The sequence below is a fragment of the Opitutia bacterium ISCC 52 genome, assembly GCA_014529675.2.
Lineage (GTDB): Bacteria > Verrucomicrobiota > Verrucomicrobiia > Opitutales > UBA2995 > UBA2995.
Genome location: CP076040.1, coordinates 3,468,237 through 3,484,115 on the forward strand (window position 1 = coordinate 3,468,237; position 15,879 = coordinate 3,484,115).

The 15,879-nt window shown below is 48.8% G+C and carries 14 protein-coding genes; 5 read left to right on the forward strand and 9 right to left on the reverse strand.

Annotation, left to right across the window (positions count from 1 at the left end; all coding sequences use genetic code 11):
- Positions 1-145 precede the first annotated feature (145 nt).
- Positions 146-1,036 carry a GntR family transcriptional regulator gene (locus tag GA003_14755; protein ID QXD27264.1) on the forward strand — a complete coding sequence of 297 codons (891 nt, stop codon included), beginning with the start codon at positions 146-148 and terminating at the stop codon, positions 1,034-1,036.
- A 7-nt stretch (positions 1,037-1,043) separates the two neighbouring features.
- Here GA003_14755 and GA003_14760 read toward each other — a convergent pair whose 3' ends face one another.
- From GA003_14760 to GA003_14770, 3 genes are all read right to left on the reverse strand, one after another.
- On the reverse strand, positions 1,044-2,198 hold the full coding sequence (locus GA003_14760) for a Xaa-Pro peptidase family protein (protein QXD27265.1): 1,155 nt from the start codon (positions 2,196-2,198) through the stop codon (positions 1,044-1,046).
- A 13-nt stretch (positions 2,199-2,211) separates the two neighbouring features.
- Positions 2,212-3,885 (reverse strand): polysaccharide deacetylase family protein, encoded by a 1,674-nt coding sequence (locus GA003_14765; protein ID QXD27266.1) that lies wholly within the window; start codon positions 3,883-3,885, stop codon positions 2,212-2,214.
- A gap of 94 nt (positions 3,886-3,979) precedes the next feature.
- Positions 3,980-4,216: a hypothetical protein gene (locus tag GA003_14770; GenBank protein ID QXD27267.1), complete on the reverse strand. Its 237-nt coding sequence runs from the start codon at positions 4,214-4,216 to the stop codon at positions 3,980-3,982.
- Between the two features lie 462 nt (positions 4,217-4,678).
- Here GA003_14770 and GA003_14775 point away from each other — a divergent pair, with 462 nt between their 5' ends.
- A complete protein-coding gene (locus GA003_14775) occupies positions 4,679-6,145 on the forward strand; it encodes a sulfatase (protein ID QXD27268.1) in 1,467 nt (488 codons plus the stop codon).
- Between the two features lie 18 nt (positions 6,146-6,163).
- Here the strand turns inward: GA003_14775 and GA003_14780 are convergent, their stop codons facing one another.
- The 5 genes from GA003_14780 to GA003_14800 all read right to left on the reverse strand — a co-directional run bounded on the left by GA003_14780 (position 6,164) and on the right by GA003_14800 (position 10,105).
- Complete coding sequence (locus GA003_14780) at positions 6,164-6,841, reverse strand: spermine synthase (GenBank protein ID QXD27269.1); 678 nt, start codon at positions 6,839-6,841, stop codon at positions 6,164-6,166.
- Positions 6,842-6,859: 18 nt separating this feature from the next.
- A complete protein-coding gene (locus GA003_14785) occupies positions 6,860-7,756 on the reverse strand; it encodes a metallophosphoesterase (protein QXD27270.1) in 897 nt (298 codons plus the stop codon).
- 6 nt (positions 7,757-7,762) lie between these two features.
- The gene (locus GA003_14790) at positions 7,763-8,029 is read right to left on the reverse strand and encodes a hypothetical protein (GenBank protein ID QXD27271.1); all 267 of its coding nucleotides are present in this window, start codon (positions 8,027-8,029) and stop codon (positions 7,763-7,765) included.
- A gap of 32 nt (positions 8,030-8,061) precedes the next feature.
- Positions 8,062-8,334: a hypothetical protein gene (locus GA003_14795; GenBank protein ID QXD27272.1), complete on the reverse strand. Its 273-nt coding sequence runs from the start codon at positions 8,332-8,334 to the stop codon at positions 8,062-8,064.
- A gap of 355 nt (positions 8,335-8,689) precedes the next feature.
- Entirely contained in the window at positions 8,690-10,105 is a 1,416-nt protein-coding gene (locus GA003_14800) for a DEAD/DEAH box helicase (GenBank protein ID QXD27273.1), read from the reverse strand.
- A 420-nt stretch (positions 10,106-10,525) separates the two neighbouring features.
- Here GA003_14800 and GA003_14805 point away from each other — a divergent pair, with 420 nt between their 5' ends.
- The gene (locus GA003_14805) at positions 10,526-11,917 is read left to right on the forward strand and encodes a sulfatase-like hydrolase/transferase (GenBank protein ID QXD27274.1); all 1,392 of its coding nucleotides are present in this window, start codon (positions 10,526-10,528) and stop codon (positions 11,915-11,917) included.
- 477 nt (positions 11,918-12,394) lie between these two features.
- Here GA003_14805 and GA003_14810 read toward each other — a convergent pair whose 3' ends face one another.
- The gene (locus GA003_14810) at positions 12,395-13,339 is read right to left on the reverse strand and encodes a hypothetical protein (GenBank protein ID QXD27275.1); all 945 of its coding nucleotides are present in this window, start codon (positions 13,337-13,339) and stop codon (positions 12,395-12,397) included.
- A gap of 159 nt (positions 13,340-13,498) precedes the next feature.
- Here GA003_14810 and GA003_14815 point away from each other — a divergent pair, with 159 nt between their 5' ends.
- Both GA003_14815 and GA003_14820 read left to right on the forward strand, forming a co-directional pair.
- Complete coding sequence (locus tag GA003_14815; protein ID QXD27276.1) at positions 13,499-14,275, forward strand: DUF3472 domain-containing protein; 777 nt, start codon at positions 13,499-13,501, stop codon at positions 14,273-14,275.
- 132 nt (positions 14,276-14,407) lie between these two features.
- On the forward strand, positions 14,408-15,868 hold the full coding sequence (locus tag GA003_14820) for a sodium:solute symporter family protein (GenBank protein QXD27277.1): 1,461 nt from the start codon (positions 14,408-14,410) through the stop codon (positions 15,866-15,868).
- Positions 15,869-15,879: the final 11 nt, after the last annotated feature.

Consider the following 15,879-nt stretch of genomic DNA (forward strand, 5'->3'; position numbering starts at 1 on the left):
AGTCAATCATGTAGATTTACTTTGCACACAATGGCAATGACGAACAGAAATCACAGCAACCTCCTTCAGTTATCAAAAATCAAAATGACTGCCGACTTGAACTTTAAGGCCATCCCATTCTTTCTAAAAAGAAGATATTAGCTGAGTGACTATTTCTGAACATATCGAAAATGACCTAAAGGAAAAGATCCGCAATGGCGATCTCTTGTCAGACAAACTGACCCTCACTGGATTGGCCGAAGCGTACGAAGTCAGTCTAACGCCTGTTCGGGTCGCTTTGGAACGTCTGATTGAGGACAAATATATTCTCAAAGGGATCAATGGCCGCTTGCGCATTAACACGCGACGGAAATCAAAGACCAAATCCAAAATACGAAAACCGGTCCCCGGCCTTCCATCGCTCAACTGGGACACAATCATCACAGAGGATGTTATCCAACTCAGCATACTCGGTGAGTCGGTTTACCTGAGGGAAGAATCATTCGCTCAAAAGCATGGGGTCGGTAGAACAGTCATACGACAGGCATTCAATCGTCTAGCGGGTTCAGGCTTAATCGAGCATATCCCACGACGAGGTTGGCTGGTGCATCCATTTCGCGAACAGGATATGCTGGACTATATCGAGATGCGTGAAACACTCGAGCTGAAGGCGCTTCAACTGGCCAAAAAGCATTTGGATCCGGGTGTCTTAAAAGAGTTCATAAAGTCCAACTCCCCTGACTCAAAAGGAAAGCCCCAACTCAATAATGAACTCCATAGCTACTGGATCGAAGAATCGGGTAATCGCTACATACGATCTTTCTTCTCACAGTTTGGTATCTATTACAATTACCTGTTTACATACTCCACGGTAGCTACCTCAGTCATCGATGAAAAAGCGACCGAACATCGTCGTATTCTAAAAGCACTACTCCGAAAGGATTGGGAGGCAGCATCCAAGGCCCTACGGCAACACATCCGTTCTCAGCGACCGAATGTGACGCACCTTTTCGAACAAATCAGCAAGCAATCAGGAAAGAGTAAGACAGCGATCTAACAGGTCCTTATTTCCAGTCGAGATCCTCAGGGAGTTTATTCAAATTCTCACAACCATCCTCGCGAACAATCACCATATCCTCCAATCGGACCCCTCCAATGGATTTGGAATACAGGCCAGGTTCAATAGTCAGTGCATCTCCACTTACCAATTCGAGTCCCTTGTAATCGAGAAGCGGTGGCTCGTGGACTTCCAGACCAATTCCATGCCCGGTCCCATGAGTCATGGCACAATAACTATCTGGATCATCAGATGAGGGTAAACCAGAGGCGAAGCCACTCGCTAGGAGACTTGCTAAGGTGGCCTCGTGCACGACCTGACCACCAACACCCGCTCGCGTTGTATTCATTCCAGCTTGTTTAGCTTCTTGAACAGCAGTGTGCATACGAATGACTTCATCTGGTATATCGCCATGAACGACCGTGCGGGTAGAATCGCCACAATATTGAGTGGCTCGATTCTTCGGGAAAATATCTACGATCACAGGCTCACCTGTTTTAATTTCACCAGAGCCCAAATAGTGACAATCAGAAGCGGACGGTCCTGCAGCGATTATCGCCGGATCTCCACCATACCCCTGTTTTAGAAAGAATTTATCTACTTCAAACCTTAAGGCCTCAGATGTTAATGCCTGCCCTTTCGATTCTAAGACACCATCCGATCTCGCATCTGCCTGAGCGATGGCGCGGCAGACCATTTCGATGGCCTGTTCCGTAACCCCCTGGGCCTCACGCAACCATGCAACTTCTTCTTCCGTTTTCTGTCTCCGTTCGAGCACTCCGAGGTCGGGATCAAACTGGACTTGGATTCCCGCCTTTTGGATACGGTCCACATAAGCCAGGGGCAATAGGCGATCCCCATAAACAAGCTCGATCCCATGTTGCCGGAGACACTCCACAGTCGCTTGAGCGGTAGCCGTTTCCCGGTCGCCTGAGAGTCCTCCCGCGGGCGCAAAATCTGCAGGACAATGCACGTCTGTCACGCGAGCCTTTGCCCTGGCGCGTTCCATTTCTATATCTCGAAGAATAAGCACCTTCTTATCCCCCCCCTCCAACTCTATCAGTACAACCGGATCGTGTACCGAGAATTGAATACGCCGAAAAAGCGACAAATGGACTTCTGGAAGTCCAGACATAACAACTGCAGTTTTAGAATCAGACATATAGCTTAAAAAATTAGTGAGTTTGCGTATATTCAGCAGGAATCTCAGTTCCTTCATAAAACCAGATGCGTCCTTTCACCCGAACCGTTTCTCCTACCTTACAAGGATTCAAGATAGGATCAAAATGCACACAAGGACATTGTGGATTATCCCAGGTCCGACGCAACTGATCCCACTCCGTCAATATCCAACGGGTCTTATCCTCAGAATGAACGGCAGCAATTTTATCCGTGAGCACTTTATTATCGCGGGTCTGTAAATCAAATTCATGAGCCCCCTTAAGCATGATGTAAACCTGTCCATTGATAAACTCCATATCCACGTCGGAGCCATTATAAACCTCCAACTCCATCTCAACAGAATCACGTAGTGGCTTAACTAATACACGGACTTCCATGCCGTTCGGTAGTTTCCACTCGTTTTCATAGTCACCTGCCTGAGTCATTGACCAATCAGAGTTCTCAATGGTGATCTTATCCTTATCCCAAATCGTGGGCACATGCGTGTGTCCAAGAAAGGTCACTCCCAGCTGACAGAACAAAGCCTCTGGCACATCCAAAACCGCATATTGTCTTTTATCCCAAGGAAGAAAAATACTCAGCTTGGTCCCACGCATAGGGTCAAGCATACTGGACAAAGCTCCTATCCGCGGATGACGCCCCCCGGGATAAGGCAATAAGGTAAGTTTATCCTCGCCCGGCTGGATGACTTCACCAAAACCGGCAGCCAGTTCCTGAATCTCTGGAACGGTATATCCGGATACATCCGCAATCTCACCCCAGCTGTAGTGGTGAAATCGGCGCATATTATCAACCCAGTATTCGAGATTCTCTCGTGTGGCCTCCTGCTCAAGAGACAGGGTGTTTATCGCTTTCGCTCTCGACCAGCGATATCCAACCAAGGGATCTTCAGGTGCTTCATATCCATCCGGCAAAAAATCGGCAACTTCCTGAAGTGATATCACCTTAAAGTCCCCATCTTTCAAATACTGCATGAATGATTTAAAGGCTTCTTCATCGGTATGGACCCAGGGGTGAGCCACATCAGGTACTCCATGAAACTGCAGTACCACAAACTTCCCGGGTTCCGCTCTATCCACAACCTCCTTAAAGTAATTCAAATCCCACTCAGGGTATGCATCAGCAGTCGTAGGCACCAACAAAGGATGATGAATGGCTGGATCGTAGAGGGGCCCCGACTCCATTTTTCCATAAGCCGTTTCAGGCTGCATCCCACGACGCGCAAACTGATAACCATTTGCTTGAAGCACTTCAAACGCCTCCGGCCCAAACCTGTTTCCAGGATAGGCGAAGGTAACAGGATCGGGAATGCCCTGCTTTTGCAGGTTCCAATTCACCAGCCCTAGTTCACCTGCAAGTCGTCTCGCATTCGAGGGATCTCCCATATCTCGATGGGTCCATGTGTGGTTTCCAATCTCGAAGCCCAGCTCATGAAGCTCCTTTATATCCTCCCATCTCATGAAGTTTTCTGTGTCATCCATCCAATTGTAGGTGACATAGAAAGTAGCTCCAAATCCAAGTTCCTTCAGGAGTGGAGCGACAAAGGTACGATGCGACTTCACGGCATCGTCGAAGGTCAACACCACTAGTCTCTCTTCGTTGGCCGCCCATAAACTTCCAGGGAATAAAAGTGATAGGAGGAAGATAGAACGGGGTAAACGAAGCATGGGTATCTATAAAAGAACCAGACGCCTACCAATCCTACCGTAATGGGGCAAGGCATTCCCTTTGCTCATAATGCAGAGGCAACGTCTCAGAACTTTACTTACGTTTCTGAAACATGCGCTTTCGACGCGCTGCACGCCAAGGCGACCGATGTCGTCGAGCCCACATAAACAAGGCCTGCTCGTAGCCAATATCTGTGCCGGATTTCTCTGACTCCAACCATTTGAGTTTAATAATTTCCTGCTTCTCTTTTTTCAATTCCCTAAGCACAGAGGACTGCTCCAGAATCCTATCCGATTCTGCAACTTTGGAACGAGGGTATGTCACTCGCATTTTCATTAGTCATGTGTGATTAAGTCGATTTTTTCTAGGGTATGATAATAGCTTATACGTTCTGAGACAGGCTCTGGATTACTTGGGTTCATTATTTATTATAAAAATCAATCTCCTTTGCTTAGGTGCGCTTCTCTCAGATGCTATTTATTCCCTTTATCACCTGTCCATCTATCAAGAGCTAAACGAGTTACCCCGTTCCCTTATTAGTCAGATGTATTTAAAACCCGGAGGCGCCCATACAGCATAAAATCTCCTTTTTCATTTTAAAATGAAAATTAAAACACCCTTTTCTAAATACATTTTTAACCACTCTCAATACCCCTAGCATACCTGCAAATTCCAAAAACTCAGAAAGTAATCCAAAACTCGTCCATCACTACGAATTCGGCCTTCCACGAAAATCATTTTCCAAGATTGATCATTGAGGACATCCCCGTTGAACTATGCCTCACCAAAATTATGAAAGTATCTACCCTTCGATTATTTCTTCTCTCAATGTTCTTCGCCCTGCCGTTGGCAGCGGAGAAGCCCAATATTCTTTTCATCGCCATTGACGACCTCAACGATTGGGTCAGCCCCCTGGGTGGACACCCACAAGTCCAGACTCCCAATATGGAACGTTTGGCACAGCGGGGCACTACCTTTCTCAATGCCCATTGCCAATCACCGCTCTGCAATCCGTCACGAACGAGTCTCATGACGAGCATGCGTCCAAGTTCAACAGGCATCTATGGATTGGCTCCGTGGTTTCGCGAAGTAGATGAGTTTAAATACGTTCTCTCTCTCCCCCAATACCTTGAAACTCAGGGTTACACGACCTACTCAACCGGTAAAATCTATCATGGCGGGTACGGTCGAAAAGAAAACGACAGTGAGTTCCAGGTCATGGGCCCTGCGGCAGGAGTTGGCGTCAAACCACCTGAGAAGCTGGTGACAACTCCCTTTGGCAACCATCCCCTGGTAGACTGGGGAACGTTTCCTCACCAGGACGAAGACAAAGGTGACTGGAAAGTCGCCAGTTGGGCTGAAGAGGTTCTCGATGGAAAACCGAAAGGCCCCTGGTTTTTGTCGGTTGGATTTTTCCTCCCCCACGTACCCAATTACGCGACCCAAAAGTGGTTTGATCTCTATCCAGAAGAATCGATTCAACTTCCCCCCTGGATACCGGGAGACCGCAATGACACATCTCGCTCTTCCTGGTACACCCACTGGTACTTACCAGAGCCGCGTCTGAAGTTTATTCGGGAGACCCACCAATGGCGAAACCTTGTTCGTAGCTACTTGGCTACCGTTAGTTTCGTGGATAGTCAGGTAGGTCGCGTATTGGACGCATTGGAGCGCAATGGCCTGGCTGAAAATACCATCGTCGTGTTGTGGTCGGATCACGGCTATCACCTGGGCGAGAAAGACATTACGGGAAAGAACACGCTTTGGGATCGTTCCACACGCGTGCCGCTCATCTTTGCCGGACCCGGCGTAGGTATAAATAAGAAAACCAACCGCCCAGCCGAATTACTCGACATCTACCCCACGCTTCTGGAACTCACCGATCTACCCGAAAATGATAAGCTCGAAGGCCATAGTCTAGTACCTCAACTGGAAAATCCGGAAGCGAAGCGCGAGTGGCCAGCCATCACCACTCACAATCAAGGCAACCACAGCATACGCACCGAAGACTGGCGTTACATTGTTTACCGAGATGGAGAGGAAGAACTCTACGACATGAATGAAGATCCACATGAATGGAACAATCTGGCTTATAACTCCAAGTATGGACGGGTTAAGAAACTCATGCGTAAATGGCTACCTGAAGAAGATCGTCTACCGGCTCCTGGCAGCCGAGCTCGTATCCTGGTTTTCGACAAAGACGAAATTATCTGGGAAGATAAAATCATTCAGGATAGCGACGAAATACCCGGACTGTAATAGGACTGTATTTCCTGACTAATTCCTCAGGTCAGCGGTATAGATCATATAGGCATCGCGCTTAGCTCGCTCGTGTACCTTAGCTGGGATTCCCTTTACCTGGAAACCAGCCGACTTTAATCGACTCTCAAATTTGTCGTCTTTCCCCGCCGACCAATAGACTACACGACCATTGGGTTTCAGTGCCTCCTTGACCGCTCGAACCCCCATGTAGGAATAGAGCATCTTATTGGACTTATCGACCATAGGAATCGATCCGTTATCCGTATCCAGTAATATCGCATCGTAGGTTTGAGGCTTCGCTTTTAGTATGCGACGAGCTACATCACCATTGGAAACGAGTACACGAGGATCATCCAGTATCGGCCCATTGAGTGGCTCTAGATGCTCCCGATACCAATCCAGCACTTCAGGGAAAATTTCGACCATCTCGACTACGGCGGGAGGCCCCAACGATTTTAGCGCATAGCGCAAAGTGTTTCCCAATCCTAATCCACCGACCAATACACGAGCCTCAGTTTCCTTATTCAAGCGCCCCACTCCAAGTGTGCCTAGCATCTTCTCAGAAGCACTGGCCTTTGAGTGCATGAGCTCAGTCCCGTTAAAGCTGATAGCGTGAGCGCCGTCATGTTCGAGGAGACAGAGTGAATCTCCATCACCAACCGTAATTTCAGCGAGATTGATACGTGGTTTCATAGTTATTCAAGTTAATTGCTAGCGCAGTTCCAGAACACGGTCCTCTTCCCGACCATACCCACGAACCTCAAGCGAGTCCTCTTTTATTTCAACGACCGAATAGGCAGTCTCGGTTGTATCCACCATACCTTTCATTGTCATATAATGAATCCCCTCTCGATGGGCGTAGTTGCCTGCATGATTGTGCCCATTAATATAGGCCTTCACGCAATCGTATCCAGATAGTAATGATACCACCTCTTTTGCATTCCATGAATTGTGGTCATTCTCCGGGTAAACAGGGAAATGACTATACAGGATCACTTTCTCTCCTGTTCGTTCTGCTTGATCGAGCGTTTGCTTCAGCCAGCTTAGTTGCTCCACCCCCAGAGCACCATTCCACTTAGGTGAGGTAATTTGGTTTTCCGTATAATACTGCTCCGCCTTAAGATACTCAGCACTGCCTTCAGGATGAGCATGAAAGCTAACATCATTACCATCCAACACGACAAAGCGCCAACCGTGCATCTCAAAGTCGTAGTAGCGAGACGTCAGCCCCAGCCGCTCCGGAACCTTGGACTTTAACGAATCATCAACTGAGAAGTCGTGATTCCCAAGCACATGATAGTGCGGCGCTTTCAACTGATCATAGATGGGAGCCACCACCTCAAAGCTTTCAAAATCCTTATCAATAAAATCCCCAAGATGAATCACGTATGCCAGATCCATAGTATTGAGGTAATCAATACATGCTTGAAGCTTTTTCTCCGAGAGAGAATACTTTCGCTTCCCGGTCCCGGGATCAGAACAATACTGACAATCAGCAATGACCCCGATCGAAAAGGATTTGGCAGCTGCTTCTGCCACTGACAACGAAAGCAGCACAACTGTAAAAACAGCCAGCCTTCTTTTGAATCGGGAAAAGGAATGAATCATTCAGGGTTAGCTTGCCGGAACGTTGACCTTAAAAGCAAGCTGGTTTCCTGATGGATCTTTAAAGAACGCCATCCAGACATCCACTCCATTCCAGTTCTTAGCGATGCAATGGGGAGAGTCTCCCACCGATCCCCCTGCCTGTTTCAAACGATTGTAGGCATTTTGGATAGATGCTTCGGTGTCACCCACATTCAAGTAGAGTATGGAATTCGGCGCGACTTCTTCCTTCAGGCCAATCAGCAAGGTAACGCCTCCACAATCGAAGAAGACCATCTGACCTGGGACTTCACCTGTCCTGGTCAACCTCAAGAGTTACCCAAAAAGGTTCCGGTTTCGCGATCGTAGCGCTTGATTTCATGTGTCCAACTGGCCACCAGGATATCGGAGCCGCGATCCACAATCCCATGCGGATTGGTCAATCCAGCTTGAGTGGGGATAAATGCACCGTCACCGATTCGTTGACCGGTCTCCTCATCATACTTGTAAATATCGTGACTACTGAAACGACTGCTGAAAACTTGCGCTTGTACAGCAGATGCCAGGGCGAGAAAAAGGAAGACTGTAGGTATAAACTTCAAAGGCTGGTTTAAGCGCCATGCTGGAGAAAGCACAGGCTATATCAAAACCAACGCTAGAAAAGCTACTTCTGCTACAAACTTTTTACAAGAACTCAAATGTTTCAAAAAACTAAGATGTGATGAGGAGCAAGGCCCAGTTCGCAAGCTGGCGCGGGAGCGTAGATAACTACATGACCAAGCGGGTTCCGGGCTGCAACGCAGCTCATCGCGCATGTTAGGTTTAGCCTTCGAAAGCGCTACCGGCGAGGTTCATCCTCAGTGAGAATTGAAATGTTAATAGTAACAGTCATAACAATCTCTTTTCTAATGACTTAAAACCCGCGATTGCGAAGGCGTTTGAATCTATGAGGAGAACTCAGCGGCGCCTGCGATTGCGTCGGTTTTTGGGCCTTGCAGCCACTGCGCTGGCAGGAGCCGCACTTGAAGTACTACTAGATCTCGATTCTGGCCTGCTACTGCTCGCAGTTCTCTTTTTCACAAACGACTTCTTTTTTGAAAAAGACTTTTTGTTAGATCGTTCAGACCGACCATTATCGTTCGACTTCCTACGAGGGCCTCGAGCTTGCCGAGCTGCTTCTTTCCGCCTTGCAGCGGCCTTCTGAACTTCACTGGCTGTAGGTGCCTTCGCGGGCCAATGACTTGGTTCAAAGCCTTTAACTTCTGAAATTTCAATTTTCTTCCTAAGCAAACGCTCTATACCTTCGAAGAATGGACGCTCATCATTCCCAACCAAGGAAATCGCCTCTCCTTCTCGCCCGGCACGACCGGTCCGGCCAATACGGTGCACATAATCTTCCGGAATGTTCGGCAACTCGTAATTGATCACATGGGGGAGTTGAGCGATGTCGAGTCCACGGGCAGCGATATCTGTCGCAACCAGCACACGAATGGTTCGCTTCTTAAAGCCTTCCAAGGCGCGAGTCCTTGCTCCTTGAGCCTTATCACCGTGAATCGCGCTAGACTGGACACCAGCTTGGGTGAGTTTTTTACTCAAGCGATTGGCCCCATGCTTGGTCCGAGTAAAGATAAGCACCTGCTCCCAATTGCCTTTTTTGATCAGGTGGGTGGTCAGCTGAGCCTTCTGGGAAACATCACAACGGTAAGCCCGTTGCGCTATCAACTCAGCCGCCGGTTTTTCAGGCGCAATTTCGATGGAAATGGGTTTATGGAGAAACTCGCGGGTTAGTTGGCGAATCTCTTTCGAGTAGGTTGCGGAGAATAGCAGCGTCTGGCGTTTCCGTGGCAGCAGACTTATCGTCCGGCGGATGTCCGGGATAAATCCCATATCCAACATACGGTCCGCTTCATCCAGAACAAAGATGCCTACCTGATCCAGTCGACAAACTTTCTGGCTACAGAGATCGAGTAATCGACCCGGGGTGGCCACAAGAATATCGACCCCTCTTTGAAGCTCCTTGATCTGCGGGCGAATGTTTACCCCCCCGAAAACAACCAGGCTTCTGAAAGGCAAATGCTTGCCGTAGGTTTGGATACTTTCCTGCACTTGGGCAGCCAGCTCGCGAGTAGGAGTCAAAACCAGAGCCCTTATGGGATAGCCTTTGCCCTTCTCCTCTTGTTGGAGCCGATGCAGAATCGGCAAGGTGAATCCGGCCGTTTTACCGGTACCGGTTTGAGCGGCCGCCATTACGTCCTTCTTGGTCAAAACAGCAGGTATAGCCTCTGCTTGTACCGGTGACGGTGTCTGATAGCCTTTATCCGCTATAGCGCGGAGTATTTCTTTGGATAAGCCGAGATCGGCAAAAGTGTTCATCTAAATAAATGTTTTTGGAATCCACCTCACGAATAGAATCTGTGCCATGAGATGGCTTGTGGTTAAGTTGGTTGCTCTGGCTGGTCACCCATGTGGACACGATTGCCAAAAGCGGTTAGGAATTACCCTAAATAAGTTCAATTGATCACCGCAGCGCCTGGTTTTCCATGGGTGTATTTCAGGCGTCGATGCGAGAGGGAAACCCGGTAATCCTTTAATAGAAGCTGCATGGGTGAGGTGCTTTGCCTACAATTGCAAGCTAATCCTCCGAATGCTTCAATGACACAGACAGGAAATTATTCCTTACGGAATACCGATAAGCATCGGTCTTACGGTTACATGTAACATGATTAGCATTGAATCCCACTTGATCTATTGTGATCGGCAGGATTGGATATTTGATTCACTCCTATTCCTTTAATGAAAAAACTTCTTACTACCCTACTTGTCTCAGCCACCCTGATTCTTGGTGTTGCCTGCTCCGGACCCGAAACAAAGGAATCCGGCAGTAACAAACGAAAGCCCAACATCATCCTCATCATGGCCGACGATATGGGCTATGAGACAGTGGGAGCCTATGGAGGAGCTTCCTACGACACACCCGTCCTTGATCGATTGGCAGCCAACGGTGTTCGCTTCGATCATGCGCACGCCCAACCCCTCTGCACCCCCACACGAGTCTCGTTGATGACCGGCAAATACAATTGGCGCAACTGGCACTCCTTTGGAATCCTTCCTCCTGAATCGAAAACCTTCGGGCACTGGATGACGGCCGCCGGCTACAAAACCTGCATCTCAGGCAAGTGGCAGCTACAAAGCTATAACCCACCCGACTTCTTACCGGAGTACCGTGGCCTGGGCCAAAAGGTAGAAGATGCCGGTTTCGATGAATACTTTCTCTGGCACGATGCGCATACCGAAGACAAAGGAGACCGCTTCCCGGATCCAACGATCAACGACAATGGTACCTATTTAACGGATACAGTAGGTAAATATGGCCCCGACCTATACGTCGATTACATCAACGGCTTCATGGAGCGCAATAAGAACGAACCCTTCTTTGTCTACTATCCCATGGCGCTCCCTCACGGCCCTTTCCAGCCCACACCTGACAGTCCTGAATGGCCGGAGCAGAGACACGACGAAGACGGCCGCTATTACAAAGACATGGTGGATTACATCGACGTTTTGATCGGCCATATCGAAGCAAAGGTCACCGAACTTGGACTCGAGGAAGACACCCTGATCATTTTCTACGGTGATAATGGTTCGCCACGTCACGTCCGCACGCAAATGAAAGATGGCTCCATCTATCCAGGTGGCAAGGGGCACAACAACCTGCGCGGCACCCACGTCCCACTTATCGTTTCCTGGCCCGGATCGGCCGCCAAAGGCCACGTCGTGGATGATCTTGTCGATTGCAACGATATTACCCGTACCCTATTTGATGTAGCCAACATCCCATTACCTGAAGGTGAAATCTTCGATGGCGAATCCATCCTCCCACAAATCAAAGGGCAAAAAGGCGAACACCGCGATTGGCTCTACATTTACCACGATCCCCTTCCCGGAGTCAATAAGGAGGACCGTGTCTTAAGAAGCTGGGCCTTCGACAAGCAGTACAAACTGGTCAAGGAAACTGGCGAACTCTTCGACCTAAGAATTGACCCAGAAGAGACCTCTCCCATCGATATGGCCACCGCTAATGACGAAGCCAAAGCCGCCCACGCCAAGTTGAAGAAAATTAACGACTCCATGGGCCAGAACTACACGCCCTGGACCTGGGCCATAGACGGCAAGGATTTGCTATAATCCTGGGAACGGTGCGGTGTCACGCCATAGCGCCTAGGCGGCGGCGGACGTGTGCCTCCGTAGCCCTTAGGGCGGAGTGGTAAGCCCCAGCTCGGTATTCAGGTATCAGAGCTATCAATCTTCCTCTTCCTCCTACTCTTCCTCGAAAATACAAGACAACACTCTAATGAACCACCCGCTTTCGCCTGCGCTGAGCTTGTCGATGCGATCGAGGACGTAGAGTTCGCCGAGTTTAAATTTCCTCCGCGTTCTCAACGAACTCGGCGGTTAATCTTTCAATAACACACATAACGCCTAATCATCCTCAGAAGGCTTGATTGGTGCTTTACCTACCATCCTCGAAGGTGATCCATGGATAGTTTTTCTGGTTCGCGGAAATGAGGACAGGCTGAATCTTTGTAAGTAGTACAAAAACAAGCGGGCCGTCCTGAAGACGCTCCCCCCTGCTATTTGTTTTCGCAGACAAAGTCTAAATGTCTAGTTGGTCGATCTCTTCAGCTGGTACTTCCTCGTCTCAACGTATTCGGTTCCCTCGAGCGATTTCCAGGTCACGGTCATCGTGTCACCAGAAACTTCACGGATCAGGTAATTGTTTCCCTGAAACTGAATAACGGTGCCGGAGCCTTCAGGTTCATAGCGTCCGGCATGCTGAGCGAAACCTTGGGCTCCCATATAAGACCGACTGATGGTTCCGTTGCTGAGATTGTCGACGCCAGCTATATTGGTTCCTGGTGGACCGTCGCCGTCTGCTCCACCGATACGCCAGAATTCCAAAACCCAGCGGGGCGAATGTTTAACAAACATGTTTCGGTGATTGCAGCCTTCCGAATCTGTGCCTTCCCAAACTCCAAGCAACGGTTCCATAAACTTCAATTCATCGTCGAGCTCAACCGTTCCACCAACGGACCGGTATTGAGTGTTGAACGCTTCCAGATCAATCTCTGTCCAGCGCCAGGTTTTTCTCCAGAACATACTTTCGTTTACTTGTCCTCGTGCAACCAGAGGGCCGGATGAAATCCTCAGTCTGCCATTGCTCGCCGCGTTGTAGTTATGCTCGGTAGCAAAATTGAAGCCGCGAATGGTTTCATTCACACCAACTCCCTTGTAGCCAGAGGCTACACGAGCCATAGCGGTTACGACGTAATTCCCATTCGGCATCAGGGCGAGGCGAAAATGGTTGTTTTGACGTTCATCAGTGAACCACCAAGCACGTTCTCTTTCCGTTAGCTCACCGTTTATAGAAGTTAGGCTTCGCTCAACGATCAGCCCCGATACTTCATTTAGATGAAAATGCTTGGTTTCTTCAATTTTCCGTCTGGAAGGAGTGATTTCGTTATAGGTGTAGGATTGGTCCAAGAAGCGAAAGTCCTCCTGTATGGGTGTGATACCATAGAGCGAAGACGCGATGAACAGAGAGACCACTAGGGGTACAATAGATACGATTATTTTTTGGGGGGTTGGGGGCTTATATTACTAGATGCGCCGTTTCAGGTTCAATCGGGTCATCGAATTAAAAATAAAGATAGCTTGATGAGAATTCACGGTGAGGAAATGCTCAATGAGACTGATGAATTCCACTCTATGAAAGCTTCAACGATCCTCATTTCGCTCACCCTATTTCTTAGTTTTTGTTTAAACGCTCAAGGCCAGCACCTCAAGGCGGCCTATGCGGTAGCTCATCACGATGTGAAGAACATCACGGCCTTTTATCGTGAAGTGGAAGTGGTCGATCTGCCACAAGGGACCTACTCGGCTATTTCGTTCACCGGTGGCTATGTTGGTCTGGCGATGAGAAACCCCCATATCAATTTCTCGATCTGGGATACCAAAGTAAAAGGTAAGATCATCGGTCAGGCGAAAATGATCAAGTCGTCCAAGATGGGAACCCCGGACAACCATCGATTTGGCCATGAAGGATCAGGTTATCACACCGAGCTGGATTTTAAGTGGAAACCCGGTGTGCGCTACAAGGTGTATGTGGAGGTAGAACACTTGAATGAGAACACGCGTTACTCAGCCTACTTTGGTGAGGTGGCAAAAGAGTGGCATTTCATCGCGACCATTGAGCGGCCAGGTATTCACTATCTGAGAGGACCGGGAGGTTTCCTGGAGCATGTAGGCAAGAAGCTGGCGGATCAAAGACGAGCGACCACTTACTACGGAGCCTGGGTATCGGATGGAGAGCGATGGGAGCCAGTCACCAAGATCAAATATAATTTCAAAGATCCCACAACAGCGAACGCCATATTCAAGGATAACGGAGTCACACTCCAAATCGGTCAAGGGATCCGATCACAGTACGAAAAAAACCACATCTTCGAAATCGAAGCTCTGGATCGACCGGAGTTCCCAAACTAAGCTCTAGAACCCATTCACTCTACCTACGGTGTAGACCGTCTACATCGTTCTAGCCAAATGAGAGAGAAGTTGTTTGGGTCAGAATGCTTTTCTAACTTCGATCTCCAACTCTAATTCATCTCCACGCACTTTATGCCTGCTGAATCTACGTTTAATAAAGAACTCTTTCTTATCATCTTCGGTTTCTACATGCTCGGCATGGTCATACTGGGGTGGTGGGTATCGAGAAAGCAGAAGACGGGAGATGACTTTTTACTCGGTGGTCGGAAGGTGCCATTCTTCCTGGTGCTGGGAACGACAATAGCGACGATGGTGGGTACGGGGTCGAGTATGGGCGCTGTGGGCAAGGCCTACGTTCAAGGCTGGGCCGGTGCATTGTTCGCGCTGGGTGGAGCCTTTGGACTGTTCTTTCTGGCGAAGTTTTTTGCCGATGTGCGGAAGTACAAGTTCATGACCTTGTCCGAGGAGATGTCATTCTACTATGGTGGCAATAGGCTCATCAAAGGGATCGTTGGAGTAGCCATATTCTTTGCCTCGGTGGGTTGGCTGGGAACACATATCCTTGGCGGTAGCCTTTATCTGAACTGGGTAGCCGGCATCGATATGACCTGGTCGAAGATAATCGTTGCATCCGGGTTCACCATCTACGTGATCATCGGAGGTTATACAGCCGTTGTATGGACGGATACGATACAGGCCGTGATTCTATTCTTTGGATTTATCCTGATGGGATTTCTTTGCCTGGGTCAACTGGACGCTTTCAACAATTCGGAGGCCTTATTCAGCCCTAAATATTTTACTTTCCTAGAACCTGGAACGATTCTCGCTTCGCTTACGGTGGTCGCCAGTATCTTTATCAGTACGGCGACGGTCCCCTCATTCAGGCAACGGATATACTCGTCAGTCGATAAGGAAACGGTGCAGAAAAGCTACTATCTCTCGGCACTGATGTATCTGCTCTTTGCCATCATTCCGGTCATCGTCGGTATTACGGCTTTCAATCTCATTCCCGATATCGCCAATCCCGATCAAGCCTTTCCGGAACTCGTGACCAAGATCCTTCCGGCAGGTATCGGTATCATTGTTTTATTGGCTGGATTGAGCGCCGTGATTTCTTCTGCCAGCTCGGATGCGATTGCTGGAACATCCATCTTATTGCGTGACGTCTTTATTCTTCTAACGGGCAAGATGCCCCCAAAGGAAAAAGCGATTCTCTACTCTCGTTATGGGGCCATGATCACCTCGGTTTTTGCAGTAGCGTTCTCGATGTTGTCGAACAACATTTTCGACTACATCAAAGACATGGTGGGAATCGTCATGAGCGGCATGTTCGTCTGCGCGGTGTTCGGAAAGTTCTGGAAACGCTCTACCTGGCAAGGTGGGGTTGCGGCATTGGTTACGGGATCATGTACCGCTTTAATTCTAATGTTTATCCCAGATTGGAAAGCGATGTTTGGCGGGGTCACCCTTCCCTCAGTGGCGGTGTCGTCGATCTGTTGTGTGGTGGTGAGTCTGATGACACCGGCAAGCACAGTTACTGATGAAGAAGCACTGGCATCCCTGGAAAAAGAGCGGGAAGTGTTTTCAAGCTGATCGAATTGAAC